The 18,462-nt window shown below is 67.7% G+C and carries 17 protein-coding genes; 6 read left to right on the forward strand and 11 right to left on the reverse strand.

Translation table 11 applies throughout. The features are described 5' to 3' along the window. Nucleotides 1–105 precede the first annotated feature (105 nt). A complete protein-coding gene (locus ETD85_RS09420) occupies nucleotides 106–708 on the reverse strand; it encodes a hypothetical protein (RefSeq protein WP_138689240.1) in 603 nt (200 codons plus the stop codon). A gap of 64 nt (nucleotides 709–772) precedes the next feature. On the opposite strand from ETD85_RS09420, the gene ETD85_RS09425 reads away from it, so the two are divergent. After that, on the forward strand, nucleotides 773–1,378 hold the full coding sequence (locus ETD85_RS09425; protein ID WP_138689241.1) for a TetR/AcrR family transcriptional regulator: 606 nt from the start codon (nucleotides 773–775) through the stop codon (nucleotides 1,376–1,378). Between the two features lie 488 nt (nucleotides 1,379–1,866). Here ETD85_RS09425 and ETD85_RS09430 read toward each other — a convergent pair whose 3' ends face one another. Beyond that, nucleotides 1,867–2,433 (reverse strand): hypothetical protein, encoded by a 567-nt coding sequence (locus ETD85_RS09430; protein ID WP_138689242.1) that lies wholly within the window; start codon nucleotides 2,431–2,433, stop codon nucleotides 1,867–1,869. Between the two features lie 1,442 nt (nucleotides 2,434–3,875). Then, complete coding sequence (locus ETD85_RS09440) at nucleotides 3,876–4,427, reverse strand: winged helix-turn-helix transcriptional regulator (protein ID WP_138689243.1); 552 nt, start codon at nucleotides 4,425–4,427, stop codon at nucleotides 3,876–3,878. 107 nt (nucleotides 4,428–4,534) lie between these two features. On the opposite strand from ETD85_RS09440, the gene ETD85_RS09445 reads away from it, so the two are divergent. Continuing rightward, the gene (locus ETD85_RS09445) at nucleotides 4,535–5,983 is read left to right on the forward strand and encodes an MFS transporter (protein ID WP_206058205.1); all 1,449 of its coding nucleotides are present in this window, start codon (nucleotides 4,535–4,537) and stop codon (nucleotides 5,981–5,983) included. Nucleotides 5,984–5,998: 15 nt separating this feature from the next. Then, nucleotides 5,999–6,487, forward strand: a complete 489-nt coding sequence (locus ETD85_RS09450) for a pyridoxamine 5'-phosphate oxidase family protein (RefSeq protein ID WP_138689245.1) — start codon at nucleotides 5,999–6,001, stop codon at nucleotides 6,485–6,487. A gap of 174 nt (nucleotides 6,488–6,661) precedes the next feature. Here the strand turns inward: ETD85_RS09450 and ETD85_RS09455 are convergent, their stop codons facing one another. Together ETD85_RS09455 and ETD85_RS09460 are read right to left on the reverse strand one after the other, a co-directional pair. After that, entirely contained in the window at nucleotides 6,662–7,765 is a 1,104-nt protein-coding gene (locus ETD85_RS09455) for a hypothetical protein (RefSeq protein WP_138689246.1), read from the reverse strand. Next, a complete protein-coding gene (locus ETD85_RS09460) occupies nucleotides 7,762–8,889 on the reverse strand; it encodes a hypothetical protein (protein WP_138689247.1) in 1,128 nt (375 codons plus the stop codon). Before ETD85_RS09460 ends, ETD85_RS09455 begins: the two co-directional genes overlap by 4 nt. A gap of 570 nt (nucleotides 8,890–9,459) precedes the next feature. Between ETD85_RS09460 and ETD85_RS09465 the strand changes: the two genes are divergently transcribed. The 3 genes from ETD85_RS09465 (at nucleotide 9,460) to ETD85_RS09470 (ending at nucleotide 12,804) form a co-directional block, all read left to right on the forward strand. Beyond that, on the forward strand, nucleotides 9,460–10,458 hold the full coding sequence (locus ETD85_RS09465) for an NAD-dependent epimerase/dehydratase family protein (RefSeq protein ID WP_138689248.1): 999 nt from the start codon (nucleotides 9,460–9,462) through the stop codon (nucleotides 10,456–10,458). 730 nt (nucleotides 10,459–11,188) lie between these two features. Then, complete coding sequence (locus ETD85_RS63000) at nucleotides 11,189–11,359, forward strand: hypothetical protein (protein WP_170246594.1); 171 nt, start codon at nucleotides 11,189–11,191, stop codon at nucleotides 11,357–11,359. 257 nt (nucleotides 11,360–11,616) lie between these two features. Next, nucleotides 11,617–12,804, forward strand: coding sequence for a hypothetical protein (locus ETD85_RS09470; RefSeq protein WP_138689249.1), 1,188 nt, complete (start codon nucleotides 11,617–11,619; stop codon nucleotides 12,802–12,804). A 174-nt stretch (nucleotides 12,805–12,978) separates the two neighbouring features. Here ETD85_RS09470 and ETD85_RS09475 read toward each other — a convergent pair whose 3' ends face one another. The 6 genes from ETD85_RS09475 to ETD85_RS67455 form a co-directional block, all read right to left on the reverse strand. After that, nucleotides 12,979–13,398 (reverse strand): hypothetical protein, encoded by a 420-nt coding sequence (locus ETD85_RS09475; RefSeq protein ID WP_138689250.1) that lies wholly within the window; start codon nucleotides 13,396–13,398, stop codon nucleotides 12,979–12,981. Continuing rightward, nucleotides 13,395–13,649, reverse strand: a complete 255-nt coding sequence (locus ETD85_RS09480) for a type II toxin-antitoxin system CcdA family antitoxin (protein ID WP_138689251.1) — start codon at nucleotides 13,647–13,649, stop codon at nucleotides 13,395–13,397. Before ETD85_RS09480 ends, ETD85_RS09475 begins: the two co-directional genes overlap by 4 nt. A gap of 128 nt (nucleotides 13,650–13,777) precedes the next feature. Beyond that, entirely contained in the window at nucleotides 13,778–14,689 is a 912-nt protein-coding gene (locus ETD85_RS09485) for a class I SAM-dependent methyltransferase (protein WP_138689252.1), read from the reverse strand. Nucleotides 14,690–15,140: 451 nt separating this feature from the next. After that, complete coding sequence (locus ETD85_RS09490) at nucleotides 15,141–16,295, reverse strand: transposase (protein WP_138689253.1); 1,155 nt, start codon at nucleotides 16,293–16,295, stop codon at nucleotides 15,141–15,143. 178 nt (nucleotides 16,296–16,473) lie between these two features. Beyond that, nucleotides 16,474–17,445, reverse strand: a complete 972-nt coding sequence (locus ETD85_RS09495; protein ID WP_138689254.1) for a zinc-binding dehydrogenase — start codon at nucleotides 17,443–17,445, stop codon at nucleotides 16,474–16,476. Nucleotides 17,446–17,647: 202 nt separating this feature from the next. Beyond that, on the reverse strand, nucleotides 17,648–18,298 hold the full coding sequence (locus ETD85_RS67455) for an RNA polymerase sigma factor (protein WP_379507495.1): 651 nt from the start codon (nucleotides 18,296–18,298) through the stop codon (nucleotides 17,648–17,650). Nucleotides 18,299–18,462: the final 164 nt, after the last annotated feature.

Here is an 18,462-nt window from a genome sequence, read left to right on the forward strand (position 1 = left end):
GTCGAAGACCTGGATGCCCTTGTGTTCGTCAAGTGGCCAGGCTGGGGCATGGGCATGGTCGGCTGTCGCGAACGGTCGGAGCCGGCCGCGCGCGACCGAGGATGATCACTCGGTTCTGCGCGGGGCGATGATGTAGCTGAATGACCACAGGAAGTCGATGCCCAGCGCCACGGCCCACGGCAGCATGGGCCCCCACAGCACGGCTGCCTGATCGAGGTCTTCGACGATCAGCGTGAAGACGCCGAGCGTCACCGCGGCGATCGCGTAGGCGAGCAGGTGACGCAGCCACATGACGCGCTCGCGGGCGGCGTGCGAGCGCCCGGCCCGGCTATCACGCGGCGATGGTCCGAGCCCCTCCTCCACGACGACGTCCTCACGGCTGCGGCCGCCCTGTGCCTCCGCCGTCCCAAGGCTGGCATGCCTTTTTCGCGTGACACGGGCCACGCGCTCGTCGGCCCAGCGGATCATCGTGGGACCGAAAGCGACGGTGACACCTAGATAGACGCCGGCCAGGGCGTGCCCCAGATCTGGCGTCGCGCCGCGATACAGGTCGGCGGCGGACAGGACGAGCAGCATCACGTCGATGACCGGCACGCACGCGAGGAGGACCGTGCCCAGGCGTGGGGCACGCGCCAGGTAACGGGCCGACAAGCCGAGCCCGAGCAAGACCCAGAAGGCGACTTCGCACCCGACGATCAGTCCGATCACCAGGCCCTCCTTTTTTCATACGATCGTCTTATCTCTTTATAACACGATCGTGCGATTATGGGGCATGCCGAAGATTGTGGATCACCAGGCACGCCGGGTCGAGTTGGCCGAGGCGGTCTGGCAGGTCATCGCACATGACGGGATCGCAGAGGTGTCGGTCCGGGCGGTCGCGGCCGCGGCCGGATGGTCCACCGGCACCCTGGGCCACTACTTCCGCTCCCGGGCCGACCTTGTCGCCTTCGCCGCCGAGCTGGTGGTGGAACGGGTGACTGCGCGCGTGATCGCCCGCATGCACGACCTGCCGCCGCAACTGGCCCCGATCGAGCGGGCGCGAACCCTGCTGGCCGAGACCATGCCCGGTGACCCGCAACGCTTCACCGAGTCCTCCATCGCCTTCGCCTTCCTGGCGCTGGGCCTGCGCGACCCTCGCCTGGCCGCCATCCAGCAATGGCATTTCGGCGGCATGTACGACCTGTGTCGCACGCTGATGCACGACCTCGCCGCCCACGGCGCACCGCTGGCCGGCTCACCACCCGACAGCGCGGCCCGCCGGCTGCATGCGGTGGTCGACGGGCTGTCCATACACGTCCTGGCAGGACACCTGACCCCCGCGGAAATGGCCGCCGAACTGGATGCCCACCTGGCAACGCTGACCTCCGCCCCAGGATGACACCAGACCCTCACTTCTGCCCGCGTGGCGGTGCAGGCCGAGGCCGTATGGGTTCTCGGCCGGACCCCCGACAGCTACGAACGCCGGCCTGCGAGTTCGCCCACACCCGACGCGCGAGCAAATCGGTCGCGAAGGACCCGCGAGCGTCGTTTCCTGTTGCCGTCGCCGACAGGCGCAGTCCGGGACCGACAGATCAGGCGCTAGCGGCCGCTCGCCACCGTGCCAGAATCGCCGTGTCGTCATGGTCTCCGTGCCATGCGGCTGCCTCAGGGATGGCGAAAGGCAACCAGTCCCCGTACTCCGGAGCATCGGGAGCGATGTCGCGCGTCCCCTCGACCCGGGTCCCGTCCGGCAACGTGGTCGGCTCGGGGACGCGAAGGACTCCGCCGGCCAACATGATGGCGGTCATGAGCAGTGTCCCTTCCGTCTCACACGTCCCCTTCCTCAAGCCAGCATAGCGCGCGGGCCCGATCGCCGGGGGAAGTCCTTCACCCGACGCCATAACGGCCCGCCAGCCACAAATAGGCCTGCTGGGCGGCATACTCATCGCCGAACAGCGTGATCAGGCGCCGCGCCCGGCGGGTGAGCACGCACGCGAAGGCTTCAGCGAAAAGCTCGGCCACGTCCTGGCGATAGGGGGGCGCCAGGTGCTCGGCGCGAAGCGCGTGCAGCCCCGCCCAGAACTCCCCATGGGACGGCATCCCGTCCATATGGTCCGTGGCATGCCCGAGCTCATGGCCCGCCACGCTCACCGAAGGAGAGGGCACACTCCCGACTCCGATCCGGCGCCGGTTGGGGTCGTACACGCCGGCGCTGCGCTCCCAGCCTCCCCTCTGCACCGGCAGCTCAACGCCACGCAAGTCCCCGAACCCGGGCAGGTCCGGCACGGCACCGGGCCCGACCACGACGCCACCGGTCAGATGAGCGGCCAGCCGCACACCCAGCGCACGCGGCACCGCGGCCAGTGTCATGATCGCTAACAGGACCTCGGCCGGGGGAAATGTTCCGGGGTCCCATGCGCGCACCAGTCGTTCCTCGATCGCGCCGACATCCATCCAGCCTGGCCGTCCCCTGCTCTGGCTGGCCACACCCATCTCCCCCGGTTGCTCACGCTGGACGACCGCCGGCCGCTCCCGCCTACGAGCAGGGGGCGCCGCGGTCGCCGGAACGGCGTCAATGATCGCGAACTCTAGCGGCGCCGGTACCTTTGCGCAGCTGTCTTCCGACGACGGAACCGGGGTGGTTGTCGGCGACGTGCGGCGATCAGACTGATTTGCGTGCAGGGCGGCCGGCCGCTCTTCGGCCTGCGGGGTATGCGGCTCAATGTCCTGGGGGAGGCATGCCCGACCGCTACCACGATGCTCGGTCGTCGCCATGATCCTGGCCTACGGTGTTGCGCCACCGGTCTTGGCGGGTGCACCGCCCTGTCGATGGGCACGCCAGTGAGTCCGCCGTAGGTGGCCGGAGCGGCTGGCGTGCCGGCGGCCAGCGGACCGAGCAGCACGTATCGGCCGACCAGACTACGTGGGTGCCGCCGGGCAGGCGGGCCAGGTGTGCTGTGGACGGCCAAGCTGATGCGTTGGTGTAGGGCTCACAGCCGCCTGCCGCACAGCGAGCTGACGCGGATCGCCGATGGCGTCAGGCACCTCCAGGAAGCTGAGGCGAGTTCGTCGACGGTCTTTAGTCGTCGAGTTGGGATACCTCAACCACCGAGAGGTGCTCTGTCAGCTCTGGGAGCGCGGGCTGCCAGCGGTTGGCGTCGGTGGTGAGAGTAGGGCAGGCTCGGAGCACGGGCTTGGAGCGCTGTCTGCACGTGCCACAGGTCCTCTTGTGCGTCCATCTCCAGGCGCATCCGTGCCAGGTCGGTGGTGTCGTCGAAGGTGGTGAGTCCGGCGAAACCGGCGCAGTCCAGTCGGCCTACGCCTCGGATGATGGCGAGTTACTCGTTGGTGGCCGCCGTCTCCACGGTGGCGCCGGTGATGGCGAGCGCCACGGAAGATCCAAGGTGGCCGTCCGCTCATAATGTGGAGATCGTCGGGCGGGCGCGGTGTGTATCGTCAAGGAGATCGGCACCAAGATCTCCTGTGCCTGGCCCTTGAGCAGACCGACGCAACGTAGTGGGGGACGCGGCTTGTCAGGTCCTGGCTCAGCGCTGGCGCCCCAACTGCCGCGCTGAGGGGCGTGTTGCACGGGCCGGATGCTCTGCTCTCCTTCTGCGGACGACCGCTTAAGACTGTGTGCTCACTGACCCCGTTCGGCCGCGAGTTCTCCGAGGCCTTGGCGCCGCTTTCCGACCGGGGTCATCGCCGCATGGAAAAGCTGGCCAGGTCCCACCGGCCTCCTGAGACAGCGCCGATCACCAGTCACGGGTTGCGCTGCTGGGCCCTCATCATGATCTCAATGAAGCCGGGCCCGCCTTGCCTGTCGGGATGCCGTGCCTCGAGCACGGTGACGCATCGAAGTCACCTGCGCGTTGCTCTGTTGGAGACGGATCGGATCACACGGGGTCCCGATCGACGGCCGCCCCTGCGAGAATCCGCCTGGCCAGGGCCGGCGAGCCACTGGTCGGCAGGACGGCGCGGGCGATGGCGGCGCGTTCGGCCGCCTCGTGTTCGGCAGCCTCCTGCTCCGCTGCGGTACGGCTGTCATAGGCGGCGCGGGCCGCGGCGATGGCGTTCTGGTGTTCCTCGGTCCAGACGACGAGGGCGCGGATGGTGCTGTGCAGGGTCGCACCCATCGGCGTCAGCGCGTAGTCCACGCGCGGCGGGACGGTCGGGTGCACCGTCCTGCTCACCAGCCCGTCGCGCTCCAGATGCCGCAGGGTGCGGGTCAGCATCCGCTGGCTGACCCCGTCGATCGCGCGGCGCAGCTCGGTGAAACGCAGGCTGCGTTTGTCCAGCAGCGCGATCACCAGGAGCGACCACTTGTCGGCGACGCGGTCGAGGATTTGCCGTACCTCGCAGTCGGCGCGCTGGTCCCATTGGAGAACGTCCTCGTCGATGCCGGTATCCGCGCAGTAACCGAGGGACTCGAAAGTGCCGTCTTCCATGCTCACTGATGGTGCCCGACGATGCTGTCGGTTACAAGAGGGAACCGGCGGGCTTTCAGGGAACCGCCCCGGGCCTGGTTCTCGCGACACGAGGGAGTGGGGTAGCGATGTCCAATTCCGTTACTGGATCGGCCGGTGGGCCAGCCCGCCTGACGGGGCGTGCGTGGGGCGTACTGCTGGTGTTGTGCGGCGCGATCTTCCTGGAGGGGATCGACGTGGCGATGCTGAACGTGGCGCTGCCGTCGATTCGCGCCGACTTGGGCCTGTCCACCGGGATGCTCAGCGGGGTCGTCAGCGCCTACGTGCTGGGCTACGGCGGGTTCATGTTGCTGGGCGGACGCGTCGCCGATCTGCTGGGCCACCGCCGGATGTTCGTGCTGTGGCTGACGGTCTTCCTGATCTTCTCCGGGCTCGGCGGGTTCGCCACGGAGGGCTGGATGCTGCTGGCCGCCCGGTTCGTCACGGGGGTCGCGGCCGCGTTCATGGCCCCCGCCGGGCTGGCGCTGGTCACGTCCAACTTTCCGGAGGGGCCCGCGCGTACCAAGGCGCTCGGTGTATATGCGGGGACGGCGGCGGGCGGGTTCTCACTCGGCGTGGTCGCAGGCGGCGCGCTCGCCTCGTTCGACTGGCGATGGGTGTTCTTCGCACCGGTGATCCTGTCGGCGCTGATCCTGGTGGCGGCCCTGCTCCTTGTCCGCGACACGGGCGGTGAGCGCCCCTCGGGCGGCTTTGACCTGGCGGGGGCGATCACCATAACTGGAGCAATGCTACTGCTGGTGTACGGGGTGGTCCGGCTGGAGCACCCCGGCGACGGCCCCGGTCTGACCGCCGGCGTGTTCGCGGCAGCCCTGGCGCTGCTGGGGCTGTTCACGGCGATCGAGCGGCGGTCTTCGTCCCCGCTGCTGCGGCTGGGGATCCTGCGAACGGCGCCGCTGGTGCGCGTGAACGTGGCCGCGCTGCTGTTCCTGGCCGCGTTCGCGGGCTTTCAGTTCCTGGCCACCTTGTACTTCCAGGAACTGCGCGGCTGGAACACGATGCAGACTGGCCTGGCCATGCTGGTGATCGGCATCGACACCGTCCTCGCGCCGGTTCTGACGCCGCGCCTGGTGAACCGCTTCGGCAACACGCGCGTGCTGTTCGGCGGCATCGTGCTCGCGGTGGCCGCGTACGCGCTGTTCCTTCCCGTCGGGATGGACTGGACCTACGCCGCCATGCTGCCGGCGCTGTTCCTGCTCGGACTGGCCTTCTCCCTGGCGTACGGTCCGCTGACCATGGCCGCCACCGACGGCGTCGCGGAGGACGAACACGGCCTGGCGGGCGGCCTGCTCTACACCTCCATCCAGTTCGGCACGGCGCTCGGGCTGTCAGCGGTCACCGCCGTCAGCGTCGCCGCCGGCTCGGGCCTGGACGCCCTGCGCACCGCGCTGATCATTCCCGTGGCGGCGGCGGCGCTCGGCGCGATCGTCATCGCGTTCGGCCTCCGTGCGCCCGCCGTGCCGGACAACACACAACCGGTCGCGACCACCCCGGCCGAGTCCACCACAACCGCCGCCTGAGAAGGGAGGGAACCGATGGTCACACACGTAGTGTCGTTCGCCGAGATCAAGGACCAATTCGACGCCTACATCGGCGACATTGTGTACGCGACCATGACCACCGTCGACACGAGGGGACGGCCGCGCGCACGAGTGCTGATCCCGGTCTGGGAGACCGTCGACGGCACCCCACTGGGCTGGCTGGCCACCTACAAGACGCCGGTCAAGGCTGCCCACCTGGCGGGCAACCCGCACACCACATTCTCCTACTGGACGCCACGGCAGAACGCGGTGAGCGTCGACGCCGTCGCCGCCTGGAGCGACGACCTGGAGATCAAGCGGCACGTGTGGGACCTGTACCGGCGAACGAGCCCGAAGGGAGCCGGGTACGACCTGGGCAACTTCTGGCATGGCGGGCCCGGTGATCCGGAACTGCACCTCCTGCGGCTGGAGCCCTGGCGCATCCAGGTGATCCGTGGGACGGACCTGCACAGCAGAATCTGGTACGCAGCACGAAGAGGCTGACAGGGGCGCGGCGACGTCTCGATGGAGTATCCCGCCGGCGCGCATCCGCGCCAGCTCGGTCTGCCGGCGGGCGGTACGTTGGAGTTGTTTGCCCCCGCTGAAGACGAGCTCGTGCTGGTGTCAGCAGGCGCGCCCGGGTCCTGGCCCGGGGCCGGTAAGCCCTGCTGGCGCTGTTCAGTGCTGGCGGCGGCGGAAGGTGACGATCGACTCGGAGTCGCCATTTCTGACTGTCGTCATCAGCCAGATCTGTGATGTGCCCGGGATGCGCTCGATCAGGGCGCCCTCCACCACGCCGGGCGAGGGAGGCAGTTCGCGCCTCCAGGTCCTGCCGTTCCAGTGCAGGATCATGACGTGGCTGGGCCGGTAGGTGTCGTCCAAGCCGGCGATCCACACGTCGTCGGGGCCGAACGCGGTCACGCTGTGCAGCGCGCCTCGCCAGCCCGCCGGGAGGGTCACGCGCTGCCAGGAGCCGCCGTCCCAGCGCAGCACGAGAGGGTCCAGGTCCGCGCCGGCCGCGCCCACCGCCCATACGTCGGACGGGCTGTTCTGCCAGATCCCGCTGAGTCTGCTTGCGGGTATGACGGGCACCTTCGTCTCCTGGAACCGGCCGTTCCTGCCGTGCCAGATCATCAGCCGCTCGTTCTGCTGCCCGGCGATCCACGTGTGGTCGGAGCCCCCGTCGATCGCCACCAGGTCGGTAGTCTTCTCGTCCAGTTCGAGCACCTTGGTGAAGCGGGCGCCGTCCCACAGCACGGCGTCCGAGGAAGAGATGAGGATTGCCCGGTTCCGGTCCACCGCGACGTCCAGCCCGGCCAGGGGCGGCTTGTGACGGCGCCAGGCACGCCCATCCCACTGCAGGGCGAGGGGCTCGTACTCGTCGCCTCCCACCGCCCAGACGTTGCGGGGGCCGTCGGCGTCCACTCCGTCCAAGCTGCCCGGCCGTTCGGGGACGAGCTTGCGCCAGCGGGAACCGTCCCACCCGCGCAGCGTCCCCTTGACGCCGTCCTCCCAGCCGTGGTACCCCACGGCCCAGGCCGCGTCAGGGCCCGCGGCGACGACGTCAGACAGCCCTCTCTCCCACCAGTCGTCATGGGGCAGCCCGGGAACGCGCTGCCACTTCAACGACAGGGGGATCTCCTCCAGCGGCGGCCCAAGGCTGGGCGTGACCACCGACGTGCTCGCCGACGTGGCGGTCACGGGCGCGGGGGCCGGCGTCGATTCTGCGGTGCAGCCCAGCGTCATCAGGCAGATCAGGACGACCAGCAGCCGAGCCCTCACCGGCTCCTCCTCATCACGAAGGGCCGCTGCACGCCGCCCGCGATCCACGGCACGCCGTCCACCACGGCCAGCTCCAATCCGTACAGATCACCCGTGCGCACGTACTCGCGCGTCCACACGCCGTCATAGTGCAGGATCATCACCTCGCCCGCCCGCGCGAAGTCGGCGCCCGCCACCCACACGCCCGTCCTTGGCGAGACGGCCACGTCCAGCAACGTGCCCTGCCAACTGGGGAGCTTCATCTGCCGCCAGGCCTTGCCGTCCCCATGCATGACAAGCGGCAAGAGCTGGGAGGGTGGGCTGGTGGCCGCCGAGGCTTTTGACTCGAGCCCGCCGCCTTGACCCGGGCAGAACACCTCGGGGTCCGCGCCGATCGTGTAGCCCCGTTCGCCAGCCCAGCCGGCGGCGCCCACGGCCCACACGTCCGACGGGCCGCGTACCGCAATCGCGTTCAGATACCCATCCGGTACGGCCGGCAGGGCCACCTCCTCGAAGGGCGCTCCCGGACGGGCCCGGTGCCAGATCGCCGGGAACGCCTGCTTGCAAGACTCCTCCGGTTTCGCACCGGCAATCCAGACCTGCCCGGCCTGAGCGGCGACCGAGCCGAACAGCCCCGGCCGACCTCCCACCAGCACCGCCTGCCGCCCGTCCCACATGACCGAGGACGGGCGGTCGTTGTCGCTTCCGGCCAGCGTCACGCGGTCGCCGTCCACGGCGATGCCGTGCACGGCCAGGTTGGCCGCGCTGAACCAGCTGCTGTCCCTCCAGCGTGAGCCGTCCCAGCGGAACACCTGCGAGGCGACTCCGTCGCCAGTGCTGGGGTCCTCGCCCGCGCTCGCGATCCAGAGGTCTGCGGGGCCCGTTCCGGCGATCGTGTCCACCGTGTACTCGCCCGCGAGGTGCTTCTTGATCCACCGCGCGCCGTCCCAGCGGGCCAGCAGCGGCTTACCGTCACCAGAGCCGCCAACCCACACCTGATCTCTACCGAACGCCAGCAGCGCTGAGAGCGATGCCTCGCTCTTGAACTCCAGCCCCGTCACCGGTTCCCACTGCTCGTCTGACTCCGACGATGCGACGAACGTCGCCAGCAGACAGGCGCCAGCCAGCAGGCAAGTGATCCTCATGCCGGCGGATTATAGGGATCGCCTCCCACAGGCACCGACGGGGCAAGGCGCGTGGAGCGCCGTGCGTGGAGACGCGCACGCTGCGCGCGCGCTGTGGGGCGCTTCGTCGTATCCCTAACTCGGTAGGAGGAACTCTGAGGGATGTTCCTGGGTCGCCTGGCTTACCTGGAGGGGAATCCTGAAGAGGATCAAGAGCGTGCCAGGGACGCGGTGGCCGTGTGGAGGCGTCCAGGGCGGGGTACCGCGAGACCCGCGCGATATGGCCAAGCCTGTATTGGTTGAAGCCCAATCTCCAGCGGTGAGAGTGCGCACCCGCCGGAACGACGCCTGGAACGGGTGCCGTGTCATGTCTCGGCATGAACCGTGAGACGGGAGGACCTCCGTGACCGCCGAGTAGCCGAGGGGACTCTCACCCCTCGGCTACTCGGCGCTGTGCGCAGGCGAAATTAGGGGCCATCCTTTGCGTGACAGCGATCAGCAGCCTGTCCGGGATACGCCGGAGTTTGCCAGATTCCGCCAGAAGCGAAGTAATGTTGACGCATAACGCGGAAGTCTGATCGGATAAATCTCATGCGAGTTGCTGTCATCGGCGGAACGGAATTCATCGGGCGTCGCCTGGTCGAGACTCTGGTCAGACGGGGTGACGAAGTCATGGTAGTACATCGAGGACACACCGAGCCAGATGATCTTGTGAAATGCGCCCATATTCATGTGGACCGCCGTGACTTCTCGACGGTTGCAGGCCAGGTGAAAGCATTCCGCCCGGACGCCGTGGTGGACACCATCGCGCTCACTCGTGCTGATGTGGACGCCGTTCTGTCTCATCTGCCGGACGTTCATCTGCTCGTGCTTTCCAGCATGGACGTTTACCGCTCGTATGAGTTGTATCTGGCGGGTGATGACACACCAATGCCAGTCCCGCTTACCGAAGAAAGCCTGCTGCGTCACCAGCGCTACCCCTATCGTGGGACCGACAGGGAGGCGGACGACTACGACTACGAAAAGCTTGACGTCGAGCCTGCCTACCTGGCGCGTCATGGCACTGTGCTCCGGCTGGCGATGATTTATGGTCCGCGTGACCCCCAACAGCGCGAAGAGTTCGTGCTGCGGCGGGTCCGCGCGAAGCGCATGCGCATTCCGGTTGGTCCTGGCGCCACGTTACTTCCTCGGCTCCACGTCGACGATGCCGTGGCGGCCATGCTGCTCGCGCTTGACCGCCCAGGGGTCTCTTCCGGAGAGGTATTCAACATCGGTGAAGCGGCAACATACACCATCAGGGGCTGGATGCGGACGATCCTCGCAGCGGCCGGTCACGAAGCCGAACTGGTGGACGTGCCGGACGACCTTCTACCCGATGATCTCGGCATCACGCGGAAGACCGCCCAGCATCTGCTGGTGAGCAGCCAGAAAGCTCGGTCCCTCCTTGGTTTCGAGCCAGCGGATCCTGCCGTCGCCATCACCCGGTCCGTACGCTGGCACCTGGAGCACCCTCCTGCGAACGAGGACACCGGCTTCGCCGCCGATGACAGGGCCTTGGCGCTGGCGAATGCAGGGCCTGAGCTAGCGTAGAGAGCAAGCCGGAGAGCCGTGTGCCAGTCGAAACAAACAAGCACAACGCGACGGCGGCGCTGGAGAAGCCGGGACTTCACGGCGTCGAGATCGAATCGACACTCGCATCACCGGCCGACATGACCTCGGCCGACGATGGCGCGCCGAACCTCACCGATGCAGCCTTGACTGGGAATTCGCCTGCCACGAAACTCGCGCGGCTTCACGTTGGCGGAGTCATGTCGGCCGACACACTGGCGTTGCCACCAAGGACATACTCCGGTCCGAGAGTCTGAGCGGCGGTCGTCGCCAGGCAACCCTCCTAAGAGGTGGCGTCACCTTCGCGCCGCCGAAACGGCGTCCGTCACCTCGCGGGCTGAGGTAGCGCCGGGGCAGCCCAAATCGTTCCGAAAGCGAACCCTTCACGGACGTCCGGCACAACAGCGCAGCGCCCGATAAGGATCGGTCGAACGCACCGGTGAGAACCAGTGCTTTTCCGCACGCTACGCTGCCTCTTCTCGCAGGCCCACTTGGCAACTCCAGCCCCATACTCCAGTTCCGCGAAGCCGGACAAATCACTCGCTGGCCAGAACGCCTCGGCTATCTGAGGCGGCGGAGTCCCGTCTCCTCGCGATCGGCGGTTTTCGACGAAAGTTGGCAGGAATCGAACCGTATGTCGCGTCCTTTTCTCTATATGCTCCGCGAGCAGCTTGAAGAGTCGGCGAACGGCCGACAAGAAAAGGAGAGATACATGCGCAATCTCCGGCACTGGGCAAGGTTCGCGCTGGCCGGTGTGGTGCTCGCCCTGAGCGCCGTCACGCTGGTCGCCGCGCCGGCCGTCGCCATGGCCGAATCCGGTGGCACCTCGTCCAGCAGCACCGACTGCGGCGGCATGCCGTACAACGGCGGGCCGTGCGGCTGACCGGCACTGACGAGGCGACGACTTCCTCCACTCGATGAGCCAAGCCGCGCGTGAGCGGGGCCGGCACGTCGGCGACGGCCCCGGTTTCGCGGGTATGGCAGGGGGATCCGAGCCGCTGGACTTCACCGGTTTCAGCGAGGTCTACGAGGTCCTCCTTCAACCAGCCTTCCCAGTCCGGATCACAGCGGGGTTCCCATCTGCTCGGCGTCCTCGTGGAGATCGACTTCGTCGCGTACCAGAGCGCGTAGGGTCGGAGCGTGGACAGTTCGCTCTACGTCTTGGTCGAGGACCTGCGCGGTGAGGGTGTGGAGAAGGTGCTCGACCGCGTGCGGGGGTATGGCGTGGCCGGGATCACGGTCGGCGCCGTCCATCACGAGTCCCGCGACATCACCCCGCACGGGCTGTCCAAGCTGACCCTGCGGCACGACGGGGCGCACTTCGACCTGCCGGGCGACCTGTTCGCCGAGCTGCGCCTGGTGCCGCCCGCCGGTTACACCGACGCCTTCGACGGCCTGCTCGACGCCTGCCGGGCGCGCGGCTTGAAGGTGCACGGCCGGACGGTGTTCCTGCGCAACGGCACGCTCGGCGCCCAGCACCCCGACGTGAGCGTGCGCAACTGCTTTGGCGACCGCGGCTTCCCGACCGACCTGTGCCCGGCCCATCCCGAGGTTCGGCAGTACGCCGTGGCTCTGGCCAGGTCGGTGGCCAGGCTCGGGGTGGACAGCGTGGTCGCCGAGGGACTGCACTACCGGCCGCTCAAGGCCGAGCGGTCGTTCGTGCCGCTCGGGCCGATGGACGCCTACCTGATGGCCTTGTGCTTCTGCGACTTCTGCATGGCGCGCGCCTCCGATCTCGGCGTCGACGCCGGCATGGCGCGCGAGGAGTGCGCGCGGATCGTCGGCGGCCTCCTCGAAGGCGACGCACCGGCCGAGGGCGAGGTGACCAGGGCCGCCCTGACCGCCTACGCGGGGCCCGACGTCGTCGGCTACGCGCGCGCCCGCTGCGCGACCGTGACCTCACTGGTCTCGCAGGTGGCGGACGCAGTGGCGAGCGAGGGGTCCAGGCTGGTCTTCGTCGACCCGACGGGCGCGGTGAAGGGCTACCGGGACGGCTTGCCCTCGCCGGTGCTGGCCGCGTACGACGGCTGGCAACTGGGCGTCGACCCGGTCGCTCTGAGCGACCTCATGCTCTCCTTCACCGTGCTCGCCTACGCGCGCGACGCCACCCGGGTCGCCGACGACGTGGACGCCTACCTGCGCTCGGTCGGCAAGGACCGGCAGGTGCGCGCGGTGCTGCGCCCCGGCTACCCCGACAGCGACTCAGCCGACCGGCTGACAGCCAAGGTGCACGGCGCCCGGGCAGCCGGCGCGCACGCCGTCGACTTCTACGCCTACGGCCTGGCCAGTCACCCCGTGCTCGACCGCATCCCGCACGCGCTCAGCTGATCTCCCTTTTGCCGCACGGGGGCCGGCTGAGGTCGAGCGGAGCGAAACCCTGCCGGAGATCGGCAGCGTGGTCGAGGAGACAGCCGCCATCAGCCGCTCCCGGCCCAAGCTGCGCGCCGTCGTCGAGCGGATGCATCAGGAGGGGCGGCGGAGCTGGGTCTACCGGGCCAGGCGTTACTCGGGCGGGTCAGAGATCTCGATGACGTGCAGCGGCTCCTCGAAGGCTCGGACGGCGGCGCTCCAGTGGGAGCCTTCGAGAGTGAGGATCGGGCAAACGGAGGTGTCGGCCAGCGCGGCGACGTGGGCGTCGCCCCAGTCGAGGCCGGTGCGGCTGAGTACGGACGCCAGGGTGATGCCGTGCTCGGGTTCGCGGAGGCCGGCCACCGTAATCTGAGCCATCGTGGCGATGCCGAGCAGGAGGTCTGCGGCTTCCTTGGAGCCGGAGTCCCGGGCTGCTGCAGCAACGGCGACGACGGACATGACCATTGGCTGGCCCTGCTCGTCCCAGCGGGCCACCATCTCCATGAGGTTGAGATCGCCGCGCGCCAGCTCTACCAGGACGCCGGTGTCGAGGATGAGCGGTGGCAGAGTCACTTCGCCCCATCGGCGGCCAGGGCGGAGAGCTGCCGGGCGACGTGGGCCATCCTGCGCTCTACGAGCAGATGGTCGGCGCTGGCGTGGGCGCGGTCACGGTGGGCCTGCAAGATTGCCCGGCGGCGGCGATCTTCGCGGACCTTGGCGGCCAGGGCCTCATTGACATAGGCCGACAAAGAGCCGGTCTGAGTCTTGGCATACTCGACCAGCTCGTGATCCAAGGTGACGCTCACTGTGTCTTTGGCAGCCATGGCCGTATCCTAATACCACAGTAAGATCTTTTGGCCGGTATGACGCACAGCCGCACCACCGGCGCCCCGGCCCCTTCCGTGGCCGCGGAATCCGGTGGCCGGGCTCCGAGGATGTCCCGTCGTACTCCCTATTTCTGCAGAAGCGCCCATACGTTCCCGGTGGAGGAGCTCAGTTCGCCCTTCGGGACACGCGTGAAATCCTCCCCCCACATGGCGCCGATCGCGAACCCGGCCGCCTCGGCCATGGCGGTCAGATCCGCACCATGCAGCAAAACCTGCACCTGCACATGCTCTGATGCCGATTTCGGACCCGTGACGCGCACCCGCTCAACGGCCTCCGACGTGCGAGGATCGGGCTCCTCCACCGTCCAGTCAACGCGACGTCCGTCCGCGCCGCGCCAAGTCACAGACCCTGGGCGTACGGACAGGCCGACGTGTATGAGGTAGGCCCCACCTGCTCGCAAGGAGCGGTAGATCATGCGCAGGTGGCGCTGAACCCGGGACATGCTACCCAGGTACTTGATGGAGTTGGCGGCGCAGTAGGCGAAGGCGTAGTGATCTGGCCTGGCGAAGTTTGCCGCGTCGACCACGAAGGTGGACAGCCGTGAGGACAGGCCGGCCCCGGCGGCCTTGTACCGGAGCTGGTCGAGAGCCTCCTCGGAGATGTCGATGGCGTCCAGTTGGTGGCCGGCCTCGAGTACGTGCAGCGATAGGCGGCCAGGGCCGGCACACACGTCGAGTACGCGCGAGTCTCCGTCCGGGCTCGCGAAACGTGGCTGCAGGACGGCGAGGACATGTCGCGCTTCCCAGCGTGAGCACATGGCCGGGAAGTAGGTGTCGGTGGCGAAGAACGTGCTGATCACGCCGCATTCCAGCAGGCCTGCATAACCGGCCGCTGTCAGCTCATGGCTGGCGGTCAGTGCACCGCTGATAACCGTCTCCGCCCCGCCCTGAATCACCACGAGGTCCCCCCGGCCCAGGACCGTGACCCTCGATGAAGGCACACTGACCCATGTCCCGTCCGGTCCCAGCAGCATCATCGACGGGCTCCCCCGGCACGGACATCAGTGGGCCGGCCAGATACGTGTGCTATGAGACAAGGCCCTCGCCCGGGCATGGCCGACTCCCTCGAGGTGTCGATTCCGTCACGATGGACTGGCCGGCTGGGTTGTGTCCCCCATCGCGCGTCGGCCACGAAAGCCAACGTGATCACGGCGCTCACCTCAGCGACGATGTCGATCTCCCCTGTCCGGACTGCACGGCAGACCCTACGCCGATTGTGAGACGTGGCCCGAGTGAGGGGAAAGTATGGCTGATGTTGAGTGGATTACGGCAGAAAGGTGATCGGATCGCATTCTGCAGTAGCTGCAGCCTCGAGCAGGCCGGTGGCGGGCGGCTGCGTCGGCTGCGAAGCCGACCCATGACGTTTGCCCGTGGCCATGTAAAAGTGGCTCTGGCGCAAAGCGTGTGACGTGGTCACGCAGGGTCAACTCAGCATGGGCTGTAGAGGATGATTTTTCGGAGGAGGTCCAGGCCGGCCCTGCCATAACGGCTGCGTTTGAGCGCCTTGACCCTGGTCACGTTGCCTTCCACCGCGCCCGAGGAGAACGGCAGGGACAGGCCGTTGGTGACCGCGTCCAGATCACGTTCGATGCCGTGGGCGAAGGAGTGCAGTTGTGGGATGTCGTCGGCACGCACGGCAGCCAGCCACGGGAGTTTCGTCGTTCCGGTGCGTTTCATCATCATGTCGGCGAACGTGGTGATATGCCGGGCCAGGTTGGCCAGGTGCGGGCTGCGTTGCAGCAAGGCAGCGAGCTGCGTCTTGTCGTGGGCGCTGAGATGGTCGGGGTGGCTGGTGATCCAGCGGGTGGCCTCGCGGACGGTGGGCGGCGCAAGGGCAAGCGGAGTGATGACGGCCGCGGCTCGCAGGGGCGCTAGGTAGCGGCGGACGGTGCGGCGGCTGCCGCGATAGCCACGCTGCTGTAGCTCGGCGAACAGCTGGGCGGCGTTGGTGATGCCGTCCTGGTGGATGCGCTGCTGGAGGTAGGGGACGAACTCCTCAAAGGCGCGGGTGCGGTGGCGACGGCCGTTGATGAGTTGCTCGGAGCCAGCGGCGTCGCGGTATTTGCGCACCGTCTTGCGGTCCAGGCCGAGGTGCTCGGCGATGGCCGTGATGGTCAGCCCGCGGTGGACCAGTTGCTGGATGAGCGCATGCCGTTCCCGGGTGCGAGTGGCGGTGGTCGAGTCGGTGTCCGGTGCTGACGGTGCCGGAACTTCTGTGGTGGGTGTTATTGCGGGGATGTGGATGGCGGCAGGGGCGATTGGCGGGCTGGGTTCGGTCGGGTCGCGCAGGTCGGCCCGGTGCGCGCGGACGACGCCTTCGGCTGCGCGGCAAAGGTTGTGCCACAAGTGCCAGCGATCTGCCACTTGGGTTGCCTGCGGTGCCCCGGCGCTGGCCGCTTCGGCATAGGCGCCGGCCCGGTCTCGGCAGATGACTTCGATCTCCGGATGCTGTTGCAGCCGGGTGGTGACGGTGTCGGCGTTGCGGTCGTCGAGGACGTCGATCGGCTGGCCGGTCTCTAAGAAGGTGTCTCTGAACTGGCAAAATGATCCTTCGAGCCGCAGAGATATGAAACGCATGGGCATCTCGCGCTCGTTGAAATGCTCGTGTCTATGAGCATTGAGCCATGATTGGGGCGACCCGAAGGACTCGTCGGCCCACCGCGGCGATGCCCACCGCGCAGGAGCGTTATCGAGGTTGATGGACCGGCTCAGCGAGCAGGTCGAAGACCTGGTTCTCACCGCTACCACACAGGTAGGGATGTCATGTCAGAAGCAAGGTCTTACCGGTGAAGCGGCGTGCTTCGATGTCAGCATGCGCAGTGGCGGCCGCTGCCAGCGGATAGCTCTGACCGATGACCGGTGCCAGCCGCCCTGCGGCGGCTTCGCTCAACACGTGCGTCACCCGCCGGTGGTTGTCCGGCCAAAACTCCGGCAGCTGCGACATGTCCACCACCGTGAGCCGCCGCCGGTCCGCATCACTGATCACGGTCTGCGCTCCGCTGGCCATGCCGTACCCCGAGAACCGGCCCCCGTCCGCGAGCAGGGACACTGCTGTCGCGCCGATTTGGCCGCCGATTCCGTCGAACACCACATCCACTCCGTGCCCGCCGGTGAGCGTGCGCACCTGGTCGGGCCAGGTTGACATGGAGTAGTCGACCGCCTCGGCGCCCAGCTCCAACGCGACTGAGCGCTTCTTCGCTCCATGCACGGCGGCGATGACCGTCGCCCCCGCTGCAAGAGCAAGCTGCACGAGGAGATTGCCGAGCCCCCCTGCCCCCGGCGCTACCAGGACCCGCTCTCCCGTCCGCACAAGGGTCCTTTCCAGCAAGGCCAGAGCAGTGCTGCCATCGTCCATCACGGCCATGGCGCTGCGCAGGTCGAGACCCACCGGCACCGGGAAGGCGGTCTCCAGCGCGGCGACCACCGTGTCGGCGTAACCTCCGCCATACCCATCGCTCGCCGCTCGGGCGACCACCCTGGCACTCAGCCAACTGCCGTCCACCCCCGCCCCGACCGCGGCGACCGTACCCGCAACCGCACCGCCAGGAACATATGGCGGATCCACCGCGAACACCTCGGGACCGTTGCCGGACCGAATCAGGGTGTCCATCCAGGTCACGCCCACGACAGCTACATCGATACCGAGTTGTCCTGCTCCCGGCGAGGGTGTGGGCAGGTCCACCAGTTCCAGAACATGAGGGGCGCCGAATCGGGTCGCCGTGATCGCTCGCATGGGTTCAAGCATCCAACCTCAACTCGACTTGAGGTCAAGCACACAGGGGGATCGACGACGTGGCGATCTGGCCTGGCTTCTCCACCAGCTGGTCGGGGCATCCTGAATCCAGGATTCACGCTGCCGCAGTGAAGTCGAGCGGGTTCGTGTTCCTAGCGGCGCTAGCACCCTCATCCATATGTGATCGACGCCCTGCTCCGGCTTATGACGCGGTTGGCCATGCTGGAGGGCGTGGCGCTCGAACGACTACCTGCTCATTGAAGGCCACCGCGGCAGGATCCTCGCCGATACGGACCAGCGCCCGGTATCCGCGCACCTCCGCCCGGCGGTGACTGCCGATGACGTTTGTGACGATGCCGAACAGCCAGGGCAGTGCCTGACTGCGGCTCATCTCATATCTGTGCCGTTGTTCAAGTGCCCGGGTGAACGTCTCGGCGACCACGTCTTCCGCGTGTTCGGGACCAAGACGCCGGACGGCATAGCGGTGCAGCACGGCGGCGTGTCTGTCAAAGAGTTCCGCGAAGCATTCGGGCGTGCGCAGTGATTGCTCGATGATCGAGGAGTCGTCTCGCTGTTCTACCCCGCTGGACGTCGCTAGGCATTGGCGCCCGCACGGGCACTGAGTGTGGAGCGTTCGCCAAGATGATCTCCTGTCCCACCGATGGTTGTCATGACGGTACTTAGCCGCTGGGTTATTTCGAGTTCCTGCGGCAACCGGGAGGCGGCGGCTCAACTCGTGCAGGTGGTGGCAGAAATGACTGGTCGTGTCCCCGGTGGCCGGTGACCTGACCGCCGACGCCTTCCGCTGAACCGCAGACGCCGCCGGTGCTCGCTTTCCAGGCTGCGGCGCCACCCTGCCGGCTGGGCCCGTGGGTCGGCGGCGCGTTGCGTGACTGGCTCAGTCCCTCAAGAAAAGAGGACTTCACGCCATTCTTGCCCCTGTTTCTAGCCATTCGTAATCGATCAAGGGCAGCTGCGGAGAACAGTGGCTAATGTCTTATGCATCGACAGAATCCG

The organism is Nonomuraea zeae, from assembly GCF_005889725.1.
Taxonomy (GTDB): Bacteria; Actinomycetota; Actinomycetes; order Streptosporangiales; family Streptosporangiaceae; genus Nonomuraea; species Nonomuraea zeae.